The organism is Chryseobacterium gregarium DSM 19109, assembly GCF_000430845.1.
GTDB lineage: Bacteria > Bacteroidota > Bacteroidia > Flavobacteriales > Weeksellaceae > Chryseobacterium > Chryseobacterium gregarium.
On record NZ_AUMU01000003.1, the window covers coordinates 260,041 to 276,481 of the forward strand.

General features: G+C 39.3%; 15 protein-coding genes and 1 tRNA gene. 10 read left to right on the forward strand and 6 right to left on the reverse strand.

The features are described 5' to 3' along the window. Positions 1–48 precede the first annotated feature (48 nt). Together H561_RS0106265 and rpsO are read right to left on the reverse strand one after the other, a co-directional pair. Positions 49–2,355, reverse strand: a complete 2,307-nt coding sequence (locus tag H561_RS0106265; RefSeq protein WP_027386232.1) for a polyribonucleotide nucleotidyltransferase — start codon at positions 2,353–2,355, stop codon at positions 49–51. Positions 2,356–2,700: 345 nt separating this feature from the next. Next, the gene (rpsO, locus tag H561_RS0106270; RefSeq protein WP_027386233.1) at positions 2,701–2,970 is read right to left on the reverse strand and encodes a 30S ribosomal protein S15; all 270 of its coding nucleotides are present in this window, start codon (positions 2,968–2,970) and stop codon (positions 2,701–2,703) included. A gap of 169 nt (positions 2,971–3,139) precedes the next feature. Between rpsO and H561_RS0106275 the strand changes: the two genes are divergently transcribed. The 3 genes from H561_RS0106275 (at position 3,140) to H561_RS0106285 (ending at position 6,294) form a co-directional block, all read left to right on the forward strand. Beyond that, entirely contained in the window at positions 3,140–3,691 is a 552-nt protein-coding gene (locus tag H561_RS0106275; RefSeq protein ID WP_228372227.1) for a pyruvate decarboxylase, read from the forward strand. Between the two features lie 540 nt (positions 3,692–4,231). Further along, entirely contained in the window at positions 4,232–5,536 is a 1,305-nt protein-coding gene (gene mgtE, locus H561_RS0106280; protein ID WP_027386235.1) for a magnesium transporter, read from the forward strand. A 26-nt stretch (positions 5,537–5,562) separates the two neighbouring features. After that, positions 5,563–6,294, forward strand: coding sequence for an ABC transporter substrate-binding protein (locus H561_RS0106285; protein ID WP_027386236.1), 732 nt, complete (start codon positions 5,563–5,565; stop codon positions 6,292–6,294). A 516-nt stretch (positions 6,295–6,810) separates the two neighbouring features. Here H561_RS0106285 and H561_RS0106295 read toward each other — a convergent pair. Both H561_RS0106295 and H561_RS0106300 read right to left on the reverse strand, forming a co-directional pair. Further along, positions 6,811–7,260 carry a GAF domain-containing protein gene (locus tag H561_RS0106295; protein ID WP_027386237.1) on the reverse strand — a complete coding sequence of 150 codons (450 nt, stop codon included), beginning with the start codon at positions 7,258–7,260 and terminating at the stop codon, positions 6,811–6,813. Positions 7,261–7,272: 12 nt separating this feature from the next. Next, on the reverse strand, positions 7,273–8,700 hold the full coding sequence (locus tag H561_RS0106300) for a TonB-dependent receptor (protein WP_027386238.1): 1,428 nt from the start codon (positions 8,698–8,700) through the stop codon (positions 7,273–7,275). Positions 8,701–8,756: 56 nt separating this feature from the next. Here H561_RS0106300 and H561_RS0106305 point away from each other — a divergent pair, with 56 nt between their 5' ends. The 4 genes from H561_RS0106305 to H561_RS23600 all read left to right on the forward strand — a co-directional run bounded on the left by H561_RS0106305 (position 8,757) and on the right by H561_RS23600 (position 10,510). Beyond that, positions 8,757–9,524 carry an MBL fold metallo-hydrolase gene (locus H561_RS0106305; RefSeq protein WP_027386239.1) on the forward strand — a complete coding sequence of 256 codons (768 nt, stop codon included), beginning with the start codon at positions 8,757–8,759 and terminating at the stop codon, positions 9,522–9,524. A 77-nt stretch (positions 9,525–9,601) separates the two neighbouring features. Next, a tRNA-Leu gene (locus tag H561_RS0106310) sits at positions 9,602–9,681 on the forward strand. A gap of 144 nt (positions 9,682–9,825) precedes the next feature. Then, a complete protein-coding gene (locus H561_RS0106315) occupies positions 9,826–10,227 on the forward strand; it encodes a hypothetical protein (protein ID WP_027386240.1) in 402 nt (133 codons plus the stop codon). A 145-nt stretch (positions 10,228–10,372) separates the two neighbouring features. After that, positions 10,373–10,510, forward strand: coding sequence for an RHS repeat-associated core domain-containing protein (locus H561_RS23600; protein ID WP_228372233.1), 138 nt, complete (start codon positions 10,373–10,375; stop codon positions 10,508–10,510). Positions 10,511–10,598: 88 nt separating this feature from the next. On the opposite strand, the gene H561_RS0106325 is transcribed toward H561_RS23600, so the two are convergent. After that, positions 10,599–11,279, reverse strand: coding sequence for a Crp/Fnr family transcriptional regulator (locus H561_RS0106325; RefSeq protein WP_027386241.1), 681 nt, complete (start codon positions 11,277–11,279; stop codon positions 10,599–10,601). A 552-nt stretch (positions 11,280–11,831) separates the two neighbouring features. On the opposite strand from H561_RS0106325, the gene H561_RS0106340 reads away from it, so the two are divergent. Beyond that, positions 11,832–12,290, forward strand: coding sequence for a hypothetical protein (locus H561_RS0106340; RefSeq protein ID WP_027386243.1), 459 nt, complete (start codon positions 11,832–11,834; stop codon positions 12,288–12,290). A 307-nt stretch (positions 12,291–12,597) separates the two neighbouring features. Here H561_RS0106340 and H561_RS0106345 read toward each other — a convergent pair whose 3' ends face one another. After that, complete coding sequence (locus tag H561_RS0106345) at positions 12,598–14,424, reverse strand: erythromycin esterase family protein (RefSeq protein WP_027386244.1); 1,827 nt, start codon at positions 14,422–14,424, stop codon at positions 12,598–12,600. A gap of 179 nt (positions 14,425–14,603) precedes the next feature. On the opposite strand from H561_RS0106345, the gene H561_RS0106350 reads away from it, so the two are divergent. Continuing rightward, positions 14,604–15,662 (forward strand): sensor histidine kinase, encoded by a 1,059-nt coding sequence (locus H561_RS0106350; RefSeq protein ID WP_027386245.1) that lies wholly within the window; start codon positions 14,604–14,606, stop codon positions 15,660–15,662. Further along, positions 15,662–16,342, forward strand: a complete 681-nt coding sequence (locus H561_RS0106355; RefSeq protein ID WP_034761486.1) for a LytR/AlgR family response regulator transcription factor — start codon at positions 15,662–15,664, stop codon at positions 16,340–16,342. Before H561_RS0106350 ends, H561_RS0106355 begins: the two co-directional genes overlap by 1 nt. Positions 16,343–16,441: the final 99 nt, after the last annotated feature.

A 16,441-nucleotide genomic window follows, 5' to 3' on the forward strand; every position in this document is an offset into this window, starting at 1 on the left:
AATCCCCCGGATATCCGGGGGATTCTATTGGTATATCTAAGATTAATCTTAAGCTTCTGATGAAGGATCCTGATTCTGAGTCTGGTCCTGATCTCCGGTTGGCTGGTCGCCTTCCGGTCTTCTTTGTCCTTGCGGCCTGTCGGGTCTGCCCTGCCCTTCCGGTCTTGACGGTCGGTCAGGTCTTCCTTGTGCTGCCGGTCGGTCCTGACCTTCTGTTCTCGGTTTCCCTTCCGGTCTCGCCGGTCTCGGTAAAAGCACTTTTCTTGAAAGCTTCATTTTCTTACGGTCATCATACCCCATGAACTTCACTTCCACTTCATCCCCTTCATTGTAAGGGACTTTGTCTAAACGCGCCCATTCGATTTCAGAAATATGGAGAAGGCCTTCCGTTCCTTTGGCAATCGCTACGAAAGCCCCGAAATCCATTACCTTCACTACTCTTCCGTTGTAGATTTCACCGACTACCGGTACAAAAGTAATTTCGTTGATCTTGGCAATCGCTTCATTGATCTTATCTCTGCTGACCCCGGAAATTTCAATCCTTCCGATCTCGCCGATCTCTTCAATCGCAATAACCGTATCGGTATCTTTCTGCATCTGCTGGATGATTTTTCCTCCAGGCCCGATTACCGCACCGATGAATTCTTTAGGAATTTCCATCATCACCATTTTCGGAGCGTGAGGCTTCACGTCTTCTCTAGGCTGGGCAATGGTTTCCGTTAATTTATCTAAAATATGAAGTCTTCCGTCTTTAGCCTGTAAAAGCGCTTTCTCCATAATGTCCATAGAAAGTCCCTGGATTTTAATATCCATCTGGCAGGCTGTAATCCCGTCTGCCGTTCCGGTTACTTTAAAGTCCATATCCCCTAAGTGGTCTTCGTCTCCAAGGATATCGGAAAGCACGGTGAATTTACCGGTCTTCACGTCAGTTACTAGTCCCATGGCGATCCCTGAAACAGGTTTTGAAATCTGAACCCCTGCGTCCATCAGTGCCAAAGTCCCTGCACAAACCGTTGCCATGGAAGAAGAACCGTTGGATTCCAAAATATCGGAAACGATACGGATCGTATACGGGTTTTCTTCAGGAATCATGTTCGCCAAAGCTCTCTGCGCTAGGTTTCCGTGTCCTACTTCCCTTCTTGAAGTTCCTCTCAAAGGTCTCGCTTCACCGGTAGAGAACGGCGGGAAGTTATAATGCAGGAAGAATCTTTCGTCATAGTTTACCATCACGCTGTCCACCATGTTTGCATCTTTTACCGAACCTAAAGTTACTGCCGTTAAAGACTGGGTCTCCCCTCTTGTAAAGATGGCAGAACCGTGGGCACCAGGTAAATAATCGATTTCGCTCCAGATCGGGCGGATGGTTTCAGGATCACGGCCGTCAAGACGGATCTTGTCATTCAGAATCATCTGACGCATCGCTTCTTTTTCCACGTCGTGGTAATAGACTTTAGCGAAAGGGGTTACCCTTTCCAATTCTTCAGGATGCTCTACATACTGGGCTAAAAATTCTGCAAGCACCGCTTTGAATTTCTCCCCTCTTTCTTCTTTTCCTGAAGGCGTTTTCGCTACTTCATATACTTTATCATAAGTTTCTTTCCACACTTTCTCACGGATGGCCTCATCGTGATTTTCGTGACTGTATTCTCTTTTCGGGAATGATTTTCCAACTTTTTCAGCCAGTCTTTCCTGAGCTTCCACCTGTTTTTTGATTTCAACATGGGCAAACTGGATCGCCTCCAGCATTTCCGCCTCAGAAATCTCTTTCATTTCCCCTTCTACCATTACAATAGAATCTTTAGTGGCACCAACCATAATATCCAGGTCGGCAATTTTAAGATCTTCGAAATTAGGGTTCACCGAAAGTTTACCATCGATTCTTACCACTCTTACTTCAGACATCGGTCCGTTGAAAGGGATATCGGTGATGGCGATCGCTGCAGATGCGGCAAGACCTGCCAAATCATCCGGAATCGACTTTCCGTCATAAGAAATCAATGAAATCATGACCTGAACTTCCGCATGGAAATCATCCGGGAATAACGGTCTTAATACCCGGTCTACCAAACGCATGGTCAGGATCTCCTGATCGGACGGTCTGGCTTCTCTCCTGAAAAAGTTCCCCGGGATTTTACCGCCTGCGTAGAATTTTTCTCTGTAATCTACTGTTAAGGGTAGGAAATCCACTCCTTCTTTGGCTTCTTTACTAGCAACAACGGTTGCTAAAAGCATGGTTCCGCCCATTTTTACGACAACAGATCCGTCAGCCTGTTTTGCTAATTTTCCTGTTTCGATGGTGATTTCTCTGCCGTCTGCAAGAGTAATCAACTCTGTAATTGCTTGAGGTATACTCATAAATTGTTTTTGTGTTGCACTCCGTATTGAGTGCTTTAATATTTATATTTCGTCTGAATTATTGGCTGCAAATTTAATGTAATTATTTGGATAATAGCATTTGTACCGATGAAAATCCACAGGAAAAGCCGCTATTGCTTGCATTTTTACTAAACGCCGTTCCGTTCCCGGTGATTAGATGCATATCCGGGATGATGCAGAAAAGCTGGCAGGATCTGTAAGCCGCTTCTTTATCAACGGATAGTTGTAGGCGTAAATATTAGACCTAGTGAGCAAACGTACCAACAAACGAGCATAAAAAAAGCAACCTCGGAAAGGTTGCTCTTATATTTACATCTCTGTAGATTATTTTCTTAATCCAAGTTCAGCAATAATTGCTCTGTATCTTGTGATATCTTTTTTCTTAAGATAATCCAATAAGCTTTTTCTTTTACCTACCAGTTTTACCAAAGATCTTTCCGTATTGAAATCATGACGGTTAGCTTTCAAATGCTGAGATAAATGGTTGATTCTGAAAGTGAAAAGAGCTACCTGCCCTTCAGCGGTTCCTGTGTCCTGTGCAGATTTTCCGTGTTTTGCGAAGATTTCTGCTTTTTTTTCTGTTGTTAAGTACATTCCAATATTGTTTAATGATTATTATGTAACGGCTGCAAAAATACGACTTATTTTTAATCCGGCAAACATTATCGATTCCGTTTATTGATTTTAATAGAAAAAAATGTTAATTATTTCTTAAAAAAATGATAGTATCCCGTTAAAAGGCAGTAATTTTGCATAGCAATCCATGATGAGAAAATTTATATTCTTTACTTCCTTTACCGTTCTTCTTTTGTGCTGTGCTTCTTCTGTAAAAGCACAGAAAAATCCTGATAACAAAACCCGGAAAGTTTTGTATTTCAACCCTCAGGTAGATCCGGATATCGAAGAAATCAAGGAACCTACCAATACAGCGTTCTTCAGTGCCGTTTCAGATAATTTAAGCGAAAGGAGAAACAGGATGCTTAAAACCGAAATCCAGGTTTCTTTTGACAGTATCGACAAACAGACGATTTCGGATTACTGCATCAACAATGATGCGGACTTCGCCGTGGTGCCGAAAGTAAAGTATTTTAAAGTGGGGATCGGGAAATATGTTTTCTCCAACCAGGTCATCGTCAGCATGAAGCTTTTCGATGCCGAAGGGAACCTGCTCACGGAAAGCGATTACGACACCTATAAAAAGAATATGAGGCTTTTAGGCTCTACCACCAATTCCGTAAAGATCGGGACCAACGGAGCAATTAAAGGAATCCTGAAACAGTTACGCAAAATAAAGCCTTCAGAAGCAGGGTTTTAATCCCTGTCCATAATTTCCTGATAATGGTATCCTCCTGGGAGTTTACTTTAATTTATTTCAAAAAATAATTTCCCGCTGATTTTTAGAGCCAACAGTTTAAAACCAAATTAAAATCTACGTGATTGCCGTCATCTCTGAGAATAAATTCAATCTCTTTCGCTTTTTCCGCTCCATCAAATCTTTATTTTTTAATTAACAGCTTATTTAAACTGCTATTTTAAAAGGGATTCTCACCTTCTGTACTCCGTATTTTAAGTCATCCAGACTAAAGTATTATGCACTCCATTGAATTTCATCAATTTAAATTTCATTAACTGGTGAATAATACAAATTATTTTATTAATTTAGTTGGACAAACAATTCATTCAAACTATCTCAGTAGAAATTTCTTCAGGCACCTGCAATAATTGCAGGTGCATTATTTTATTGTATGTTGCTAAATTTAATAAATCCTTAAATTTCACGGTTCGCTGGTCAATCTTAAAAATTTGAATTATTTTTGCATAGCTAAAAAACTACGTTTTGAATCCTAATGACGAACTGACCTTCAATCCCGCCGATATTGCCGAAACGCTCAGCGAATTACATGCTGACGAAAGGCTTCTGGCATTCCTGAAAGTTCCGAAGGAATACAAAGCCGACGTTTTTTCACATCTGAATCCTGATTTCCAGGAAGAAACCATCCGGAGCATCGGAAGCGACGAGGTTTCCGAAATCCTGAACGCGATGACACCGGATGACCGGACCGCCCTGTTCGAGGACTTTCCGGATGAGCTCATCAAATATTCCATCAATCACCTGAACCCCCAGGAAAGAAGGATTGCCCTGAAACTGCTGGGCTACGATTCCAATTCCATTGCCCGTCTGATGACGCCTTATTATATACAGATCCGTAAAGAATGGACGATCAAAAGATGCCTCCAGCAGATTAAGAAAGTCGGGAGCAGAGTGGAGACCATGAATTACCTGTATGTGGTGGACGAAAGGAACCGCCTGATCGATGATATTGCACTGGGAAGCTTATTGCTGGCGGAGGAAGACACCTTAATCTCGGAAATTACCGACAATCAGTTCGTGGCGATTGCAACCACCGTCTCCAAGGAAGATGCCGTTCAGTATTTTGAAAAATATGACCGGGCCGCGCTCCCCATCGTCACCGAAGCCGGCGTACTGGTAGGCATTGTAACGATTGACGATATCCTTGACCAGATTGAGCACCAGAATACCGAAGACATCCAGAAATTCGGGGGACTGGAAGCACTGGACGATCCGTATACCCAGACTTCACTGATTGAAATGGTCAAAAAGCGGGGCATGTGGCTGATCATCCTTTTCTTCTCCGAAATGCTGACCGCTTCCGCGATGGGGTATTTTGAAGATGAAATCCAGAAAGCGGTGGTGCTGGCTTTATTTGTGCCTCTGATTATTTCCAGCGGCGGGAACTCCGGTTCACAGGCTGCTACCCTGATCATCCGGGCCATGGCCCTTCAGGAGATCGGACTAAAAGACTGGTGGTATGTAATGAAAAAAGAAATTTTCACCGGGCTTTTCCTTGGGGGAATCCTGGGGATCATCGGTTTTTTGAGGATCATGGTCTGGCATAAGGCCGGCTTTTTCGATTATGGCATCCACTGGGCTTATGTGGGCCTAAGTGTCGGCGTTTCTTTAGTGATGATCGTACTTTGGGGAACCCTTTCAGGTTCTATGGTTCCGTTTATCCTTAAAAAACTGAAGCTCGACCCTGCTACCTCTTCTGCCCCGTTCGTAGCCACCCTGGTAGATGTTACCGGTCTGATTATTTATTTTTCCGTAGCCGGACTTTTCTTAACGGGCAAACTTTTGTAATTTTAGGCAACTTCTAAAATACGATTATGAAAGTGGTTTCTCTGGTTCCCTCGATCACCGAGGCGTTATTTGATTTAGGCTTAACCGAACATGAAGTTGTCGGAAGAACAAAATTCTGCATCCATCCTGAAGACAAAGTAAAAAATGTAGCCGTTATCGGCGGAACGAAAAATATCAACATTGATAAAATCAAAGCGCTGCAGCCTGACCTTATCCTGGCCAATAAAGAAGAAAACATCAAAGAACAGGTGGAAGCCCTGATGGACGATTATAAAGTGATCGTGACCAACGTAGAAAATATTGAAGACAATTACGATCTGCTTAAACATCTGGGCAGCCTTTTTAACAAAGAAGATAAAGCACAGCTTTTCAATCTTAAAATCTACGAAGTCCTGAACCAGTCAAAAATCAGCACCAGGATCAAAGCGGCTTATCTTATCTGGAAAAATCCGTATATGACCATCGGCTCGGATACTTTTATCCATAAAATCTTAGGCGAAATCGGTTTTGAAAATATGTTTAAGGACAGAACGCGTTACCCTGAGATCCAGGCTGAAGAACTGGCAGAAGCGGACCTGATCATGCTGTCTTCGGAGCCCTTCCCTTTTAAAGAAAAACACATTGATGAACTGAGGGAATTCTATCCGGATAAAAAAATTATGATCGTGGACGGGGAAGCTTTTTCCTGGTATGGGACCCATATTGCCAGGTGCGGAGAATACTTTAAGGAACTGGTTGCAGAAGCAGAACCGGATTAACTTTAAATTTCTGATATTAAAGTTTTTAAACCCCGCTTCTCCTCTATTCTGACTTTATTTTATTGACCAGCAAATTTAAATACTAATAAAATCTGCATAATCTGCGAGAGTTAATAGCTTTTAAAATTCTATACAATCTCTAATCTTTATAAGATAGGATTATAAAAGTTTTAAATCGCTGAATTCAGCTTTTTATCGAAGGCAAACAAAGGATGCTTTCTATAATATATAATAAGATAGACAAGGACATTTCATTCATCAAAGAAATGCAAAATGTTTCCTGTGCATTAATTATTTATAAATGGATCAACATTTTTTTTAAGCTTAAAAATTAACTGGATATTTACCATTCAGTTGGTTTAATCGTTATCCCAAATTCGGATTATTTCATATATAGTTTCGGGAATCTCAGCTAAAAGGCATGAACCATCATACTTAAATTATTAGATGATCATAACAAGAGACTCCGGCCCTTCGGGCCGGAGTCTCTTTAAATATCTTCAGGATTGAATGCAATTATAAGATTTTTGAAACCTCGTTACACAGCCATTCCAGCAATTCGCGGTCTTCATCCGTAAAGGGATCAACCGTATGGGAATCAATATCGATCTGGCCGATATTCTGCCCGTCTTTAAAAATAGGAACTACAATTTCCGCTTTGGTATCGATGGAACAGCTCAGGTAATTGCTTTCTTCATTCACATCCGGAACCACAAATGTTTCATTGGAAACGGCAACCTGTCCGCAGATCCCTTTGCCGTAAGGGATGATGGTATGGTCTGTGGGCGCGCCTACGTAAGGGCCCAGCTTCAATTCGTCTTTATCGCCGTTTTTGAAATAGAAGCCCGTCCAGTTGAAATAGGAAATTTCCTGGTCTAACAGGTGGCATACTTTTTCAAGCTTTTCTTCGGTATTGTGTTTAGGACTTTCCAGGATAAACGAAAGCCTTTTTTTTAATTCTGACATTGTATGTTGTTTTTAAGAGAATTGTCTTAAGGAAAGCTCTTCTTTATAGCCGAACATTCCGCGTTCTTTGATCATTTCCGCAACGCCGTCCGGAACCTGGTTTTCCCAGCCTTTGATATTGCAGCTTATTTTTTTCAGAATATCTCTCGAATAAATTTCCAGAAATTCCGGATTGTAATTTTTGATATCTACGATACGGTCGTTGTGCTTGAAATATTTATATAATTCCTTCAGGTTTTCTTCTACTTTCAGGGTGGAAGAATCCAGCAGCTCATGCGTTTCAGGATCTTTATAAGGATACAGGTACACCCTCATCCCGTTTCTGAAGAATTTACCGAATGCCTCCAGGATCCCACCCGACAGGTTTTTGTAGTATTTTTCATCAAAAACCATCAGCAGGTTGTTGACACCCATCGCAACGCCGATATTTCCATTGGTATAGGAAGCGAAATAATCAATCAGACGGTAATACTCCGAATAATTGGAAATGATCACGGTATAGCCTAACCTCCCCAGGACATCTACCCGGTCCAGGAAATCCCGTTCGTCAATATCCCCGTCTGCCCGAAGGTTGGAGATGGTGATCTCAATCAGGATTTCCGTATCCTCCTGGGTACAGATGGCATCTTTCAGGAACATGTCCATGCCGTTTTTCAGCATGTCGATGTTCACTTTCGTTACCGGCCTGAAGCTTCCTCTTACCGCAAAAATATTCTTTTTGTACAGAATATCCGCGGGAAGCATATTGTTGCCTTCGGAATTGAAAATTACGGCATCGGTCATTCCGTGCTTTACCAGCTGCAGGGACATCAGCCTGTTGTCCACATACTCAAAGCCTGGCCCGTTGAAATCGATCATGTCAATTTCAAGGTTGTCCTTGGCTACGTCATCATACAGGGACTCAATCAGGTTTCTCGGATTATCATAATAATGGAATGCCCCGAAGATCAGGTTCACGCCAAGGTTCCCTAAGGTTTCCTGCTGTAAAGTCGCATCGTTTTCTTTGAATTTGACGTGGATGACAATTTCATTGTAGCCTTCGTTCTCTTTTACCTGAAAGCGGATGCCGACCCAGCCGTGGCCCTTTACCGTTTTATCAAAATTAATCGTAGTTACGGTATTGGCATAGGAAAAAAACTTTCTGTTCGGGTTGTTCTCCCTGGAAATCCGCTCTTCAATAAGGGATACTTCATAGCGAAGCATCTTACGAAGCCGGTTCTGGGTAACGTACCGGTTTTTTACTTCTTTTCCGTAGATCGCATCACTGAAATCCTTGTCATAGGCAGACATGGCCTTAGCGATTGTACCCGAAGCTCCTCCTGCTCTAAAAAAGTGCCGCACAGTCTCCTGGCCTGCTCCAATTTCCGCGAAAGTACCATAAATAGTAGGATCTAGATTAATTGTTAATGCTTTTTGTTTAGGAGTCAGTTTCTGATACATTAGGACATTAAATTTTTCGTAAATTTACCAAAATTAAACCAACCTGAAAAGAAAAAATGAAGTTGAAATTTTTAGGAACGGGAACTTCCCAGGGTGTGCCGGTCATCGGCTGTACCTGCGAAGTCTGTACGTCAGAAAACCCCAAAGACAGCAGGCTGCGGTCTTCTGTGATGGTGACCACGGATGAGCACCGGAAAATACTGATCGACTGCGGCCCGGATTTCAGACAGCAGATGCTGACGAATCACGAAGATACGGTTGACCTTACCCTGCTTACCCATGAGCATAATGACCATGTCATCGGTCTCGATGATGTGCGTCCGCTGATTTTCAAGAGCGGGAAAGATATGCCGCTTTACTGTTATTCAAGGGTGGGAAATGAAGTCAGAAACCGCTTTCCCTATGCTTTTGCTGATGTAAGGTATCCCGGCGCCCCGGCTTTTGACCTGCATGAAATCGAAAATAAGCCGTTTACCGTTCTCAATACGGAAATTACGCCGGTTGAAGTGGTCCACTACAAAATAACGGCTTTCGGGTATAAATTTAAAAAGCTGGCCTATATTACCGATGCCGGTTTTATTTCCGATAAGGAAAAGGAAAAACTGAAAGATCTTGAGGTGCTGATTGTCAACTGCATCAGGAAATTTGATCCGCATCCTGCCCACTTTATCCTTCCCGATGTGATTGCACTGTTTGAAGAACTTAAACCCCAAAAAATGTTCCTGACCCACATCAGTCATCATCTGGGGCTGCATGAGGTTGAGGACAAACTGCTTCCGTCCGGAATGCACCTGGCCTACGATGGTCTGCAGATCAATTTTTAAAATTTTCTGCAAAAATATTTTTAAGTATTGATAAAAGTTTCTATATTTGCACACCAATTAAAAGCATGGTAACACCGGCCCAGGTGGCGGAATTGGTAGACGCGCTGGTCTCAAACACCAGTTCTTAGGAGTACCGGTTCGATCCCGGTCCTGGGTACAGAAACCCTCTGAAATCATTTGATTTCAGAGGGTTTTATTTTTCAGGATGTTAAATTTAAAAGGATATATATTATTTAAACTTAATCTGTATGGGGTTTGAACATTATTTTGATAAAAATGCATTTAGAAAATTAAAAAACTAATGGATAAATTAATAATACTAAAAACAAGTTGGGGTATTGCTATATTTTATGAAATAAAAGAATTGTTAGATTTAAACAAAGATTCTACTAGTACATATGAAATATTCCCATCAGTATATTTGAATTTAAATGACAATCCAATTGATAATGTTTCTTTAGAGTATTTGAAAGCAGGAGTAATTAGCATTATTAAATATATAAAAACGTTTCCAATTATTTTTTCTGTAGAGAAATTAGAATATAATATTTGTGATTATCAACCTGAAGGGATGTATTATATGTTTAGAAAATGGTTTTTTGCGAATCATAAGATGGAAGTTCCATCTATAAATGTTTATTATGACAAAGAAGCAAACAGATATATCTTCCCCGATTTAAAAGATGAGTTGAATACAAAATAAGATGCTTTTATTTTAAACTTCTTTGAAATAATGGATTCTAAAACCTACTAGATTCATCCTGACCACCTGGGAAGCTCATCGGTACTACCAACAGCAGATCCAAAGTGACCAACTGTACGAATATATGCCTTTCGAGGAATCTTTAATGGAATTATCAAACAAAGAATATAATAATCCGTATAAATACAATGGTAAAGAACTGGATTCCCATACCGGTCTTTATTATTATGGGGCCAGGTATTATGACCCTCAAAATATGTCCGCCCTTTCCCCTTGTGTCTAAACATAATTATTTTTAGTGAAATCTTACGAATGCGTGCAGGGAATTATACACAGCTTCCTAAAATGAGTGAGGCCAGATATGGTTATTTTTAAATATTTGCTATAAGGGTAAGACGGTCCAAATCTATTAATTCAATATTTCTTCCTTTCATAACAATAAGATGATCTTCCTTGAAATCATGAAGAATGCGGGCTAACGTCTCAGTAACAGTTCCAACCATATTGGCAAGATCTGCTCGGGATAATGTAATAAAAATTTTATCCTCTACAATATTTGATTTATATTTTTTATGCAGAATCAATAAGCTGAGTGCCACACGTTCCCTGACCATTCTTTGCGATAGAACGGCCATAAGGTTAACCATTACATTAAATTCATGACTAAGGCTTTTGAGAAGAAATTTTGAAAAAAAGTCTGACTGCTTAAGAATGTCCAGAAAGTTTTCTTTTGAAATAAAAGCAATAGCAGAATTTTCTATCGCTTTTGTGGTACCTCCATAGGACTCATTACTTAATATGGCTGAATATCCAAAAAATTCACCTTCGTTATAAATATAAATAATCTGCTCTCTTCCATCATTGTCAACCTTATACTTTTTTACCTTCCCATTTTTTAAAAAAAATATGCCGTTAGGAATGGTTCCCTCAGTAAATACAGCTTCATTTTTACGGTAATTTTTAATCTGCATAACCTTTTCAAGGGTCTCTTTATCATATTGGGGAAGATCCTCAAAAAGATATTGATTATTAAAAATAAACTTTGAAATCATGGTTTACGAAGCTACACATTTTATAGTAATATAAAATTGACTTAAATCAAATTTATTAAAGACATGCGTCATTTTTACTTTCTCTTAAGACTCCTACTTTTGTGAGCATAACAAATCTGTATTAATTCATGGAGTATTTAAAATCTCTAGAAAATATTGGGATTGTACCAAGTGAAGAAGTTTATTGGAATTTATCCATACAACAAATGATATTCGAGACACTGAAAAACAGTCAGGAACTATTACAGATTCAGGAGCTTTGGCTTGTGATACCTGTGAATTTAAGGGATATTCTGCTAAGAATAAGCATATCGTAATGGATGAAACAACTAATGCTGTCGAGTTCAAATTAATTCCTGAAATACATAATACTCACCACCATAACTTTACGATTATTGATTTGACCAGGAAAATAATCCTTATTGGAGGGAGTGGGTATACCTGAGAAATTAAGATAGGGATTTTAAAGATTGATATAAAACCCTCCCTATTATTTTGTGACCAATCATACACATCAACTATCTAAAAAACTCAAAATTAAATATTGTTTTCATGCTGGTAACCAATAAAAAAAATATCGTTAGAAAAATGAATTTTCTTATATTGATTCTTACATTGATTTTTTTCTCAACAGTTGTAGGTTTTGTTCTTAAATCTGTAATAAAATATAATTTGAGATTACCATTGTTGGTATTAGGAATCATATTAATCATTACCATTTTAAATTGGATTAAAAATTTAAGGATATTTCTGTTTGAAACTATAGGATCTACCGTCAGTATCAAATACCATCATCCATTTAAAAGAGGCATTGTATTTCCTTATCTTGAATTTCCGATTACTAATATTAGAAAGTTTAAAATAGAAAAAAAATATTTAAAATCCGACCTCATGAAAATTGATATTTATATTGAAGAGAAAATCAGAATTGTAAAATTTAAGCTGAAAATTTCAAGCCTCAGCCATAATGCCTATCAGGAAATAGAAGATTTATTAAGATCAAAATATTAAATACAAAAGTCTATAGAGAGAAAACTTCAATTTTATTATCACCTCGTAAAGCTTTACCATAAATACTAATAATCAGAACAAAATTAAAACTATAAATATGAAATATTTAAAATATAAATTTTCTGTGTTTATAAAATTTCTCAAAGAAAACATTTTTATCAACAAAGAAATTTGATTATTATATTCTCGTTTGTGGCTGGTCCTGTAATCTTCCGATCTTTAGGCATACTTAAAAGTAGAGGTTTTTTTGAGAAATAATTAATTTTAAACGAATAAAAATTATTGTTTTAACTTATCAGCCTACATTTTATTCAGCAGATAAATAAGAAATTGACGCAGTTGTATTTTTACAAAATATGATCCCGTCAAAGGTCTTGCTTAATACCCCATCATATTTATAATCATCACCGTCTCCCGACTGTATATAAGTAATATCCAGTTGTTTCATTGCTACATTAAGCCATGATGCATTTTTTTGCTGTAAAGCCGGCGTATTTAACGGAAGAAAATATAAGCTGCTTTTTGCTTTTTCCAATACATAGGAGTAAGTACCGCGGTACGCTTTTTCAAAAGGAAAGGATTTCCAGACTTTTTGTGTATAATCCTGGGCAGCGGTGTAACTGCCCCAAGCAGAGGTAAAGGCAATAGGAACATAGGATTCTTTAAAATAGTCTTTAAGCCATGCCCCCATCGTTTTGGAATGATCACTCGTCAGATTTGAAATATGCGCATTGTGTGCCCACACCAATATTTTGTCATCAGGATGATGCTGTGAATAAAATTGGATATTGTCAGACATATACTGATCTCTGGTATCGGGAGCCTGATTGTAGAATCTGGTATCCAGCCACTGCAGGCAGACTCTCAGATAGGTCTGTAATTGAAAATGCTGTTCAGTGCCCATATTGTGGTTCTGTACACTGACCATTGACTGCAGACCGGTTATGGCAGATTTTACATCATCTGCTAATTTTTTTATAGCTTCCGGATTATTTTCAGGATTATTTTTAGCGATAAGGGTATCCAGCTTCTGATTAATTTTTTGGATCTGATCTACCGATGCAGGATGATACTGCCGCAAAACCGTTTCTATCATTTCGCGTGAAGAGCGCATCCTGATATCTTCCATATCTACACCGATAAGTTTTACTTTTTTTGGATGGTTCAGATTATATTGGTAAATCCAGGTGAATAAATCATTCATTTCAGAAGTTTTCCATACCTTATAAAACGGCATCGCCAGAAGGTTTTCTTTAATGGACGGAGTCCGGGTATTCAATACCTCATTCATCCGGTCACAGGTCGGGATTACTTCTTCCAGTGCAATGGTGTTAAATCCTTTTTGAGTAACTAGATATTCCAGTAACCTCAGTTTAAACTGCAAAGCTTCATGGGTACCATGGGTGGGCTCTCCGATACCCACTACTTTCGCATCCGCGCACAGCTTGCCGATGGCTGCCATATCGCCATGCTTCGGCTGAATACTGACTGAGGCCAATGGGTAGATATGCCTGTTTAACCAGGTTATATTTTTGGCATCAGGCTCCTGATAGAGACTTGGCGGTTCACTGATTACCGCTCCATCCACTTTTACGGTGATGTTATCTGCCCAGGCCAGGGCCGGTTTATTAAAGGTCAGTCCATAATAAAAGCCGGCCCAGGATTCTTTGGCATCGAGCGTGTATTTTAATGTGACAAGCTGCCATTGATTTAATAATGATTTTTCCGTTTTAGCAAAACTTGTCAGAATTTTTTTTCCCCTTAAGCTCTGAATAAAAATCCCCAAAGCCTCATCTGAGGCATGCGCAAGTTTAATATATGCACTGATCTCAATCATGCGGATGCGTTTTGACGAAGTAAGCCCGTAACCATTATAGACAATGGCGCCGGATGCTTCGGGAGTACCGTCAGCCTTAAACTGCAATGCATATTTCCCTTTGTATACATGACTGGAATCCAGCTGAATACCATAATCAGGCGATTCAATCGCGCTTGCCCATCCCCGGGAAATGCTTTTTTTACTTGTAAGTTCAAAACTGCCGTTGACCGTTTCCTGAACATCATTTTGCTGGGCGTAGCTGTTACTTTTAAATACGGTCAGAATAAATAGAAGAGTACATAAGAAGTTTCTCATTCGGTAATTTTTTGTTTATTTGATGGCAAAGGTAAATTTCATATTGAACGCTGTTTAAGTTTTTCGACAGACGGTCCGCTTTGCTCGGTTAATTGAATGACTGATGTTTTTAATCGGGTATACAATACGATTCGTCGAAAATTGCATGAACATAAGCCTGTTTTCTCTAAATTAGCACCGTGCTGAAAATTCCAAAATTTACGTTCCCTGTGGTGTTTGAATGGTTGATATGGCTGTTTTATGTCGGAATATATAAGTATTCCTATTTTATAGAACAGTCGGGCCTGCCAAAGATCCCCAATACAAATTTCCCTTACCCGGAGATCGGGGCTTACAGCTTTGCCGTTACGTTATATCTTATTCCCTATTATCGCTGGGCGGTACCCAAAATGCTTGAATACAGGCGGTACGGCTTACTTCTGATTTCTAGCGCTTTGCTGCTGTTGTTTTTCAGCATTTTTAACAATGCAGTTATCGCCCGGCTGTTTATGGGTTTTACTCAGGATCCCCTGCATCATTATTTCGATCTGCATTATCAGGCGAGGTATGTAGATTTCAATGTACTGCTCACTGATTTCCTGGCTTTTTCATGTCTTGCTTTTGCGCGTTATTCCTATCATAAAGAATTAACCAACCGCCTGATAGAAACCGATCATTTAAACCTGCAGATCAGCATGCTCAAGTCACAGCTTCATCCTCATTTCCTGTTTAATACATTGAACGGCTTATATGGAATCAGCCTGACCCACTCCGAAGACACTCCCCGTTATATTTTAATTTTGTCGCAAATGATGCAGTATATTTTATATGACTGTGATCAGGATTATGTAGAGATCAGTGAAGAAATTGATTTTATCAAAGGGTATTTCGAACTGGAACAGAAGAAATTTCCGGCAGCCCGTATTAGTTTTAAAGTTAACGGGATATCCAATAATATCAGGATCCCTCCGTTATTATTTTTACCGCTCATAGAAAACAGCTTTAAACACGGCCGGCATAAACTTACAGATCATGCCGAAGTCAGCGCAAGACTGACCGTGTATGATAATCATCTCGAATTCATCATATCCAATGATGTCCTGCCGCAGATGGTACTGGTAAATGAAGATAAGAAAGGCGGAATAGGCCTGGCAAACCTTCATAAGCGTTTACATCTTTATTATAGCGGCTACCGTCACAAGATGACGGTTTTACATAATGAGCATACCTATTCCACCACTTTAATAGTAAAGCATTGATGAACTGCATAATAATTGATGATGAACCGTTAGCGCATCAGGTGATTGCGCATTATATTAATAAAATGCCGGGGCTGACCCTGGATGCCAGCTTCCGTAATACAGTCGAAGCTTTTGAATACCTGAACAGAAAAAATACAGACCTGCTTTTTTTAGATATCGAAATGCCTTTGGTTAATGGAATTCATTTTTTAAAATCATTGGCTGATCCGCCTGCCACAATTTTTACAACGGCGCACAAGCAATATGCGTATGACGGATTCGAACTTAATGCAGTCGATTATCTGCTTAAGCCGTTTTCTTATGAACGTTTTGTTAAAGCTGTTGAAAAAGCGGAAACACGCCAGGTGATGACCCAAAACCATCAGAACAATATATTGCATGTTAAAGATGGAAAAGGCATCCAGATCATTAACCAGATAAATATTACCCATATTGAAGGCTGTGGTGATTATGTAAAAATATTTACCCCTAACCGGATGTTTATGATTTATCATACGCTTAAAGCCTTACGTGAGAAACTTGATAAAGATGTATTTCTACAGGTGCACCGCTCCTATATTATAAATACATCAAAAGTCATCTCCATTATGCCGAATAATTTGATATTAGAAAATCAAATCAGTGTACCTTTAGGGCAGTCATTTAAGAAAGAAGCTGTAGAAAAGCTTTCAGAATAATAGATAGTCAAGCTCAATACAAATTTTATCAAATCGTAATACTTAGCCTGCCATTGATACCTGTTATTTGTCATTAAAACTGCGAAGCAATCCCAAAGA

Bases quoted from the DNA above. Each gene is read 5' to 3' on its own strand.
- H561_RS0106355 (WP_034761486.1), top strand. From the start codon at position 15,662: ATGAACTGCATAATAATTGATGATGAACCGTTAGCGCATCAGGTGATT.
- H561_RS0106345 (WP_027386244.1), bottom strand. From the start codon at position 14,424: ATGAGAAACTTCTTATGTACTCTTCTATTTATTCTGACCGTATTTAAA.
- H561_RS0106295 (WP_027386237.1), bottom strand. From the start codon at position 7,260: ATGTCAGAATTAAAAAAAAGGCTTTCGTTTATCCTGGAAAGTCCTAAA.
- H561_RS23600 (WP_228372233.1), top strand. From the start codon at position 10,373: ATGGAATTATCAAACAAAGAATATAATAATCCGTATAAATACAATGGT.
- H561_RS0106340 (WP_027386243.1), top strand. From the start codon at position 11,832: ATGCTGGTAACCAATAAAAAAAATATCGTTAGAAAAATGAATTTTCTT.
- H561_RS0106300 (WP_027386238.1), bottom strand. From the start codon at position 8,700: ATGTATCAGAAACTGACTCCTAAACAAAAAGCATTAACAATTAATCTA.
- H561_RS0106285 (WP_027386236.1), top strand. From the start codon at position 5,563: ATGAAAGTGGTTTCTCTGGTTCCCTCGATCACCGAGGCGTTATTTGAT.
- rpsO (WP_027386233.1), bottom strand. From the start codon at position 2,970: ATGTACTTAACAACAGAAAAAAAAGCAGAAATCTTCGCAAAACACGGA.
- H561_RS0106275 (WP_228372227.1), top strand. From the start codon at position 3,140: ATGATGAGAAAATTTATATTCTTTACTTCCTTTACCGTTCTTCTTTTG.
- H561_RS0106325 (WP_027386241.1), bottom strand. From the start codon at position 11,279: ATGATTTCAAAGTTTATTTTTAATAATCAATATCTTTTTGAGGATCTT.
- H561_RS0106315 (WP_027386240.1), top strand. From the start codon at position 9,826: ATGGATAAATTAATAATACTAAAAACAAGTTGGGGTATTGCTATATTT.
- H561_RS0106265 (WP_027386232.1), bottom strand. From the start codon at position 2,355: ATGAGTATACCTCAAGCAATTACAGAGTTGATTACTCTTGCAGACGGC.
- H561_RS0106305 (WP_027386239.1), top strand. From the start codon at position 8,757: ATGAAGTTGAAATTTTTAGGAACGGGAACTTCCCAGGGTGTGCCGGTC.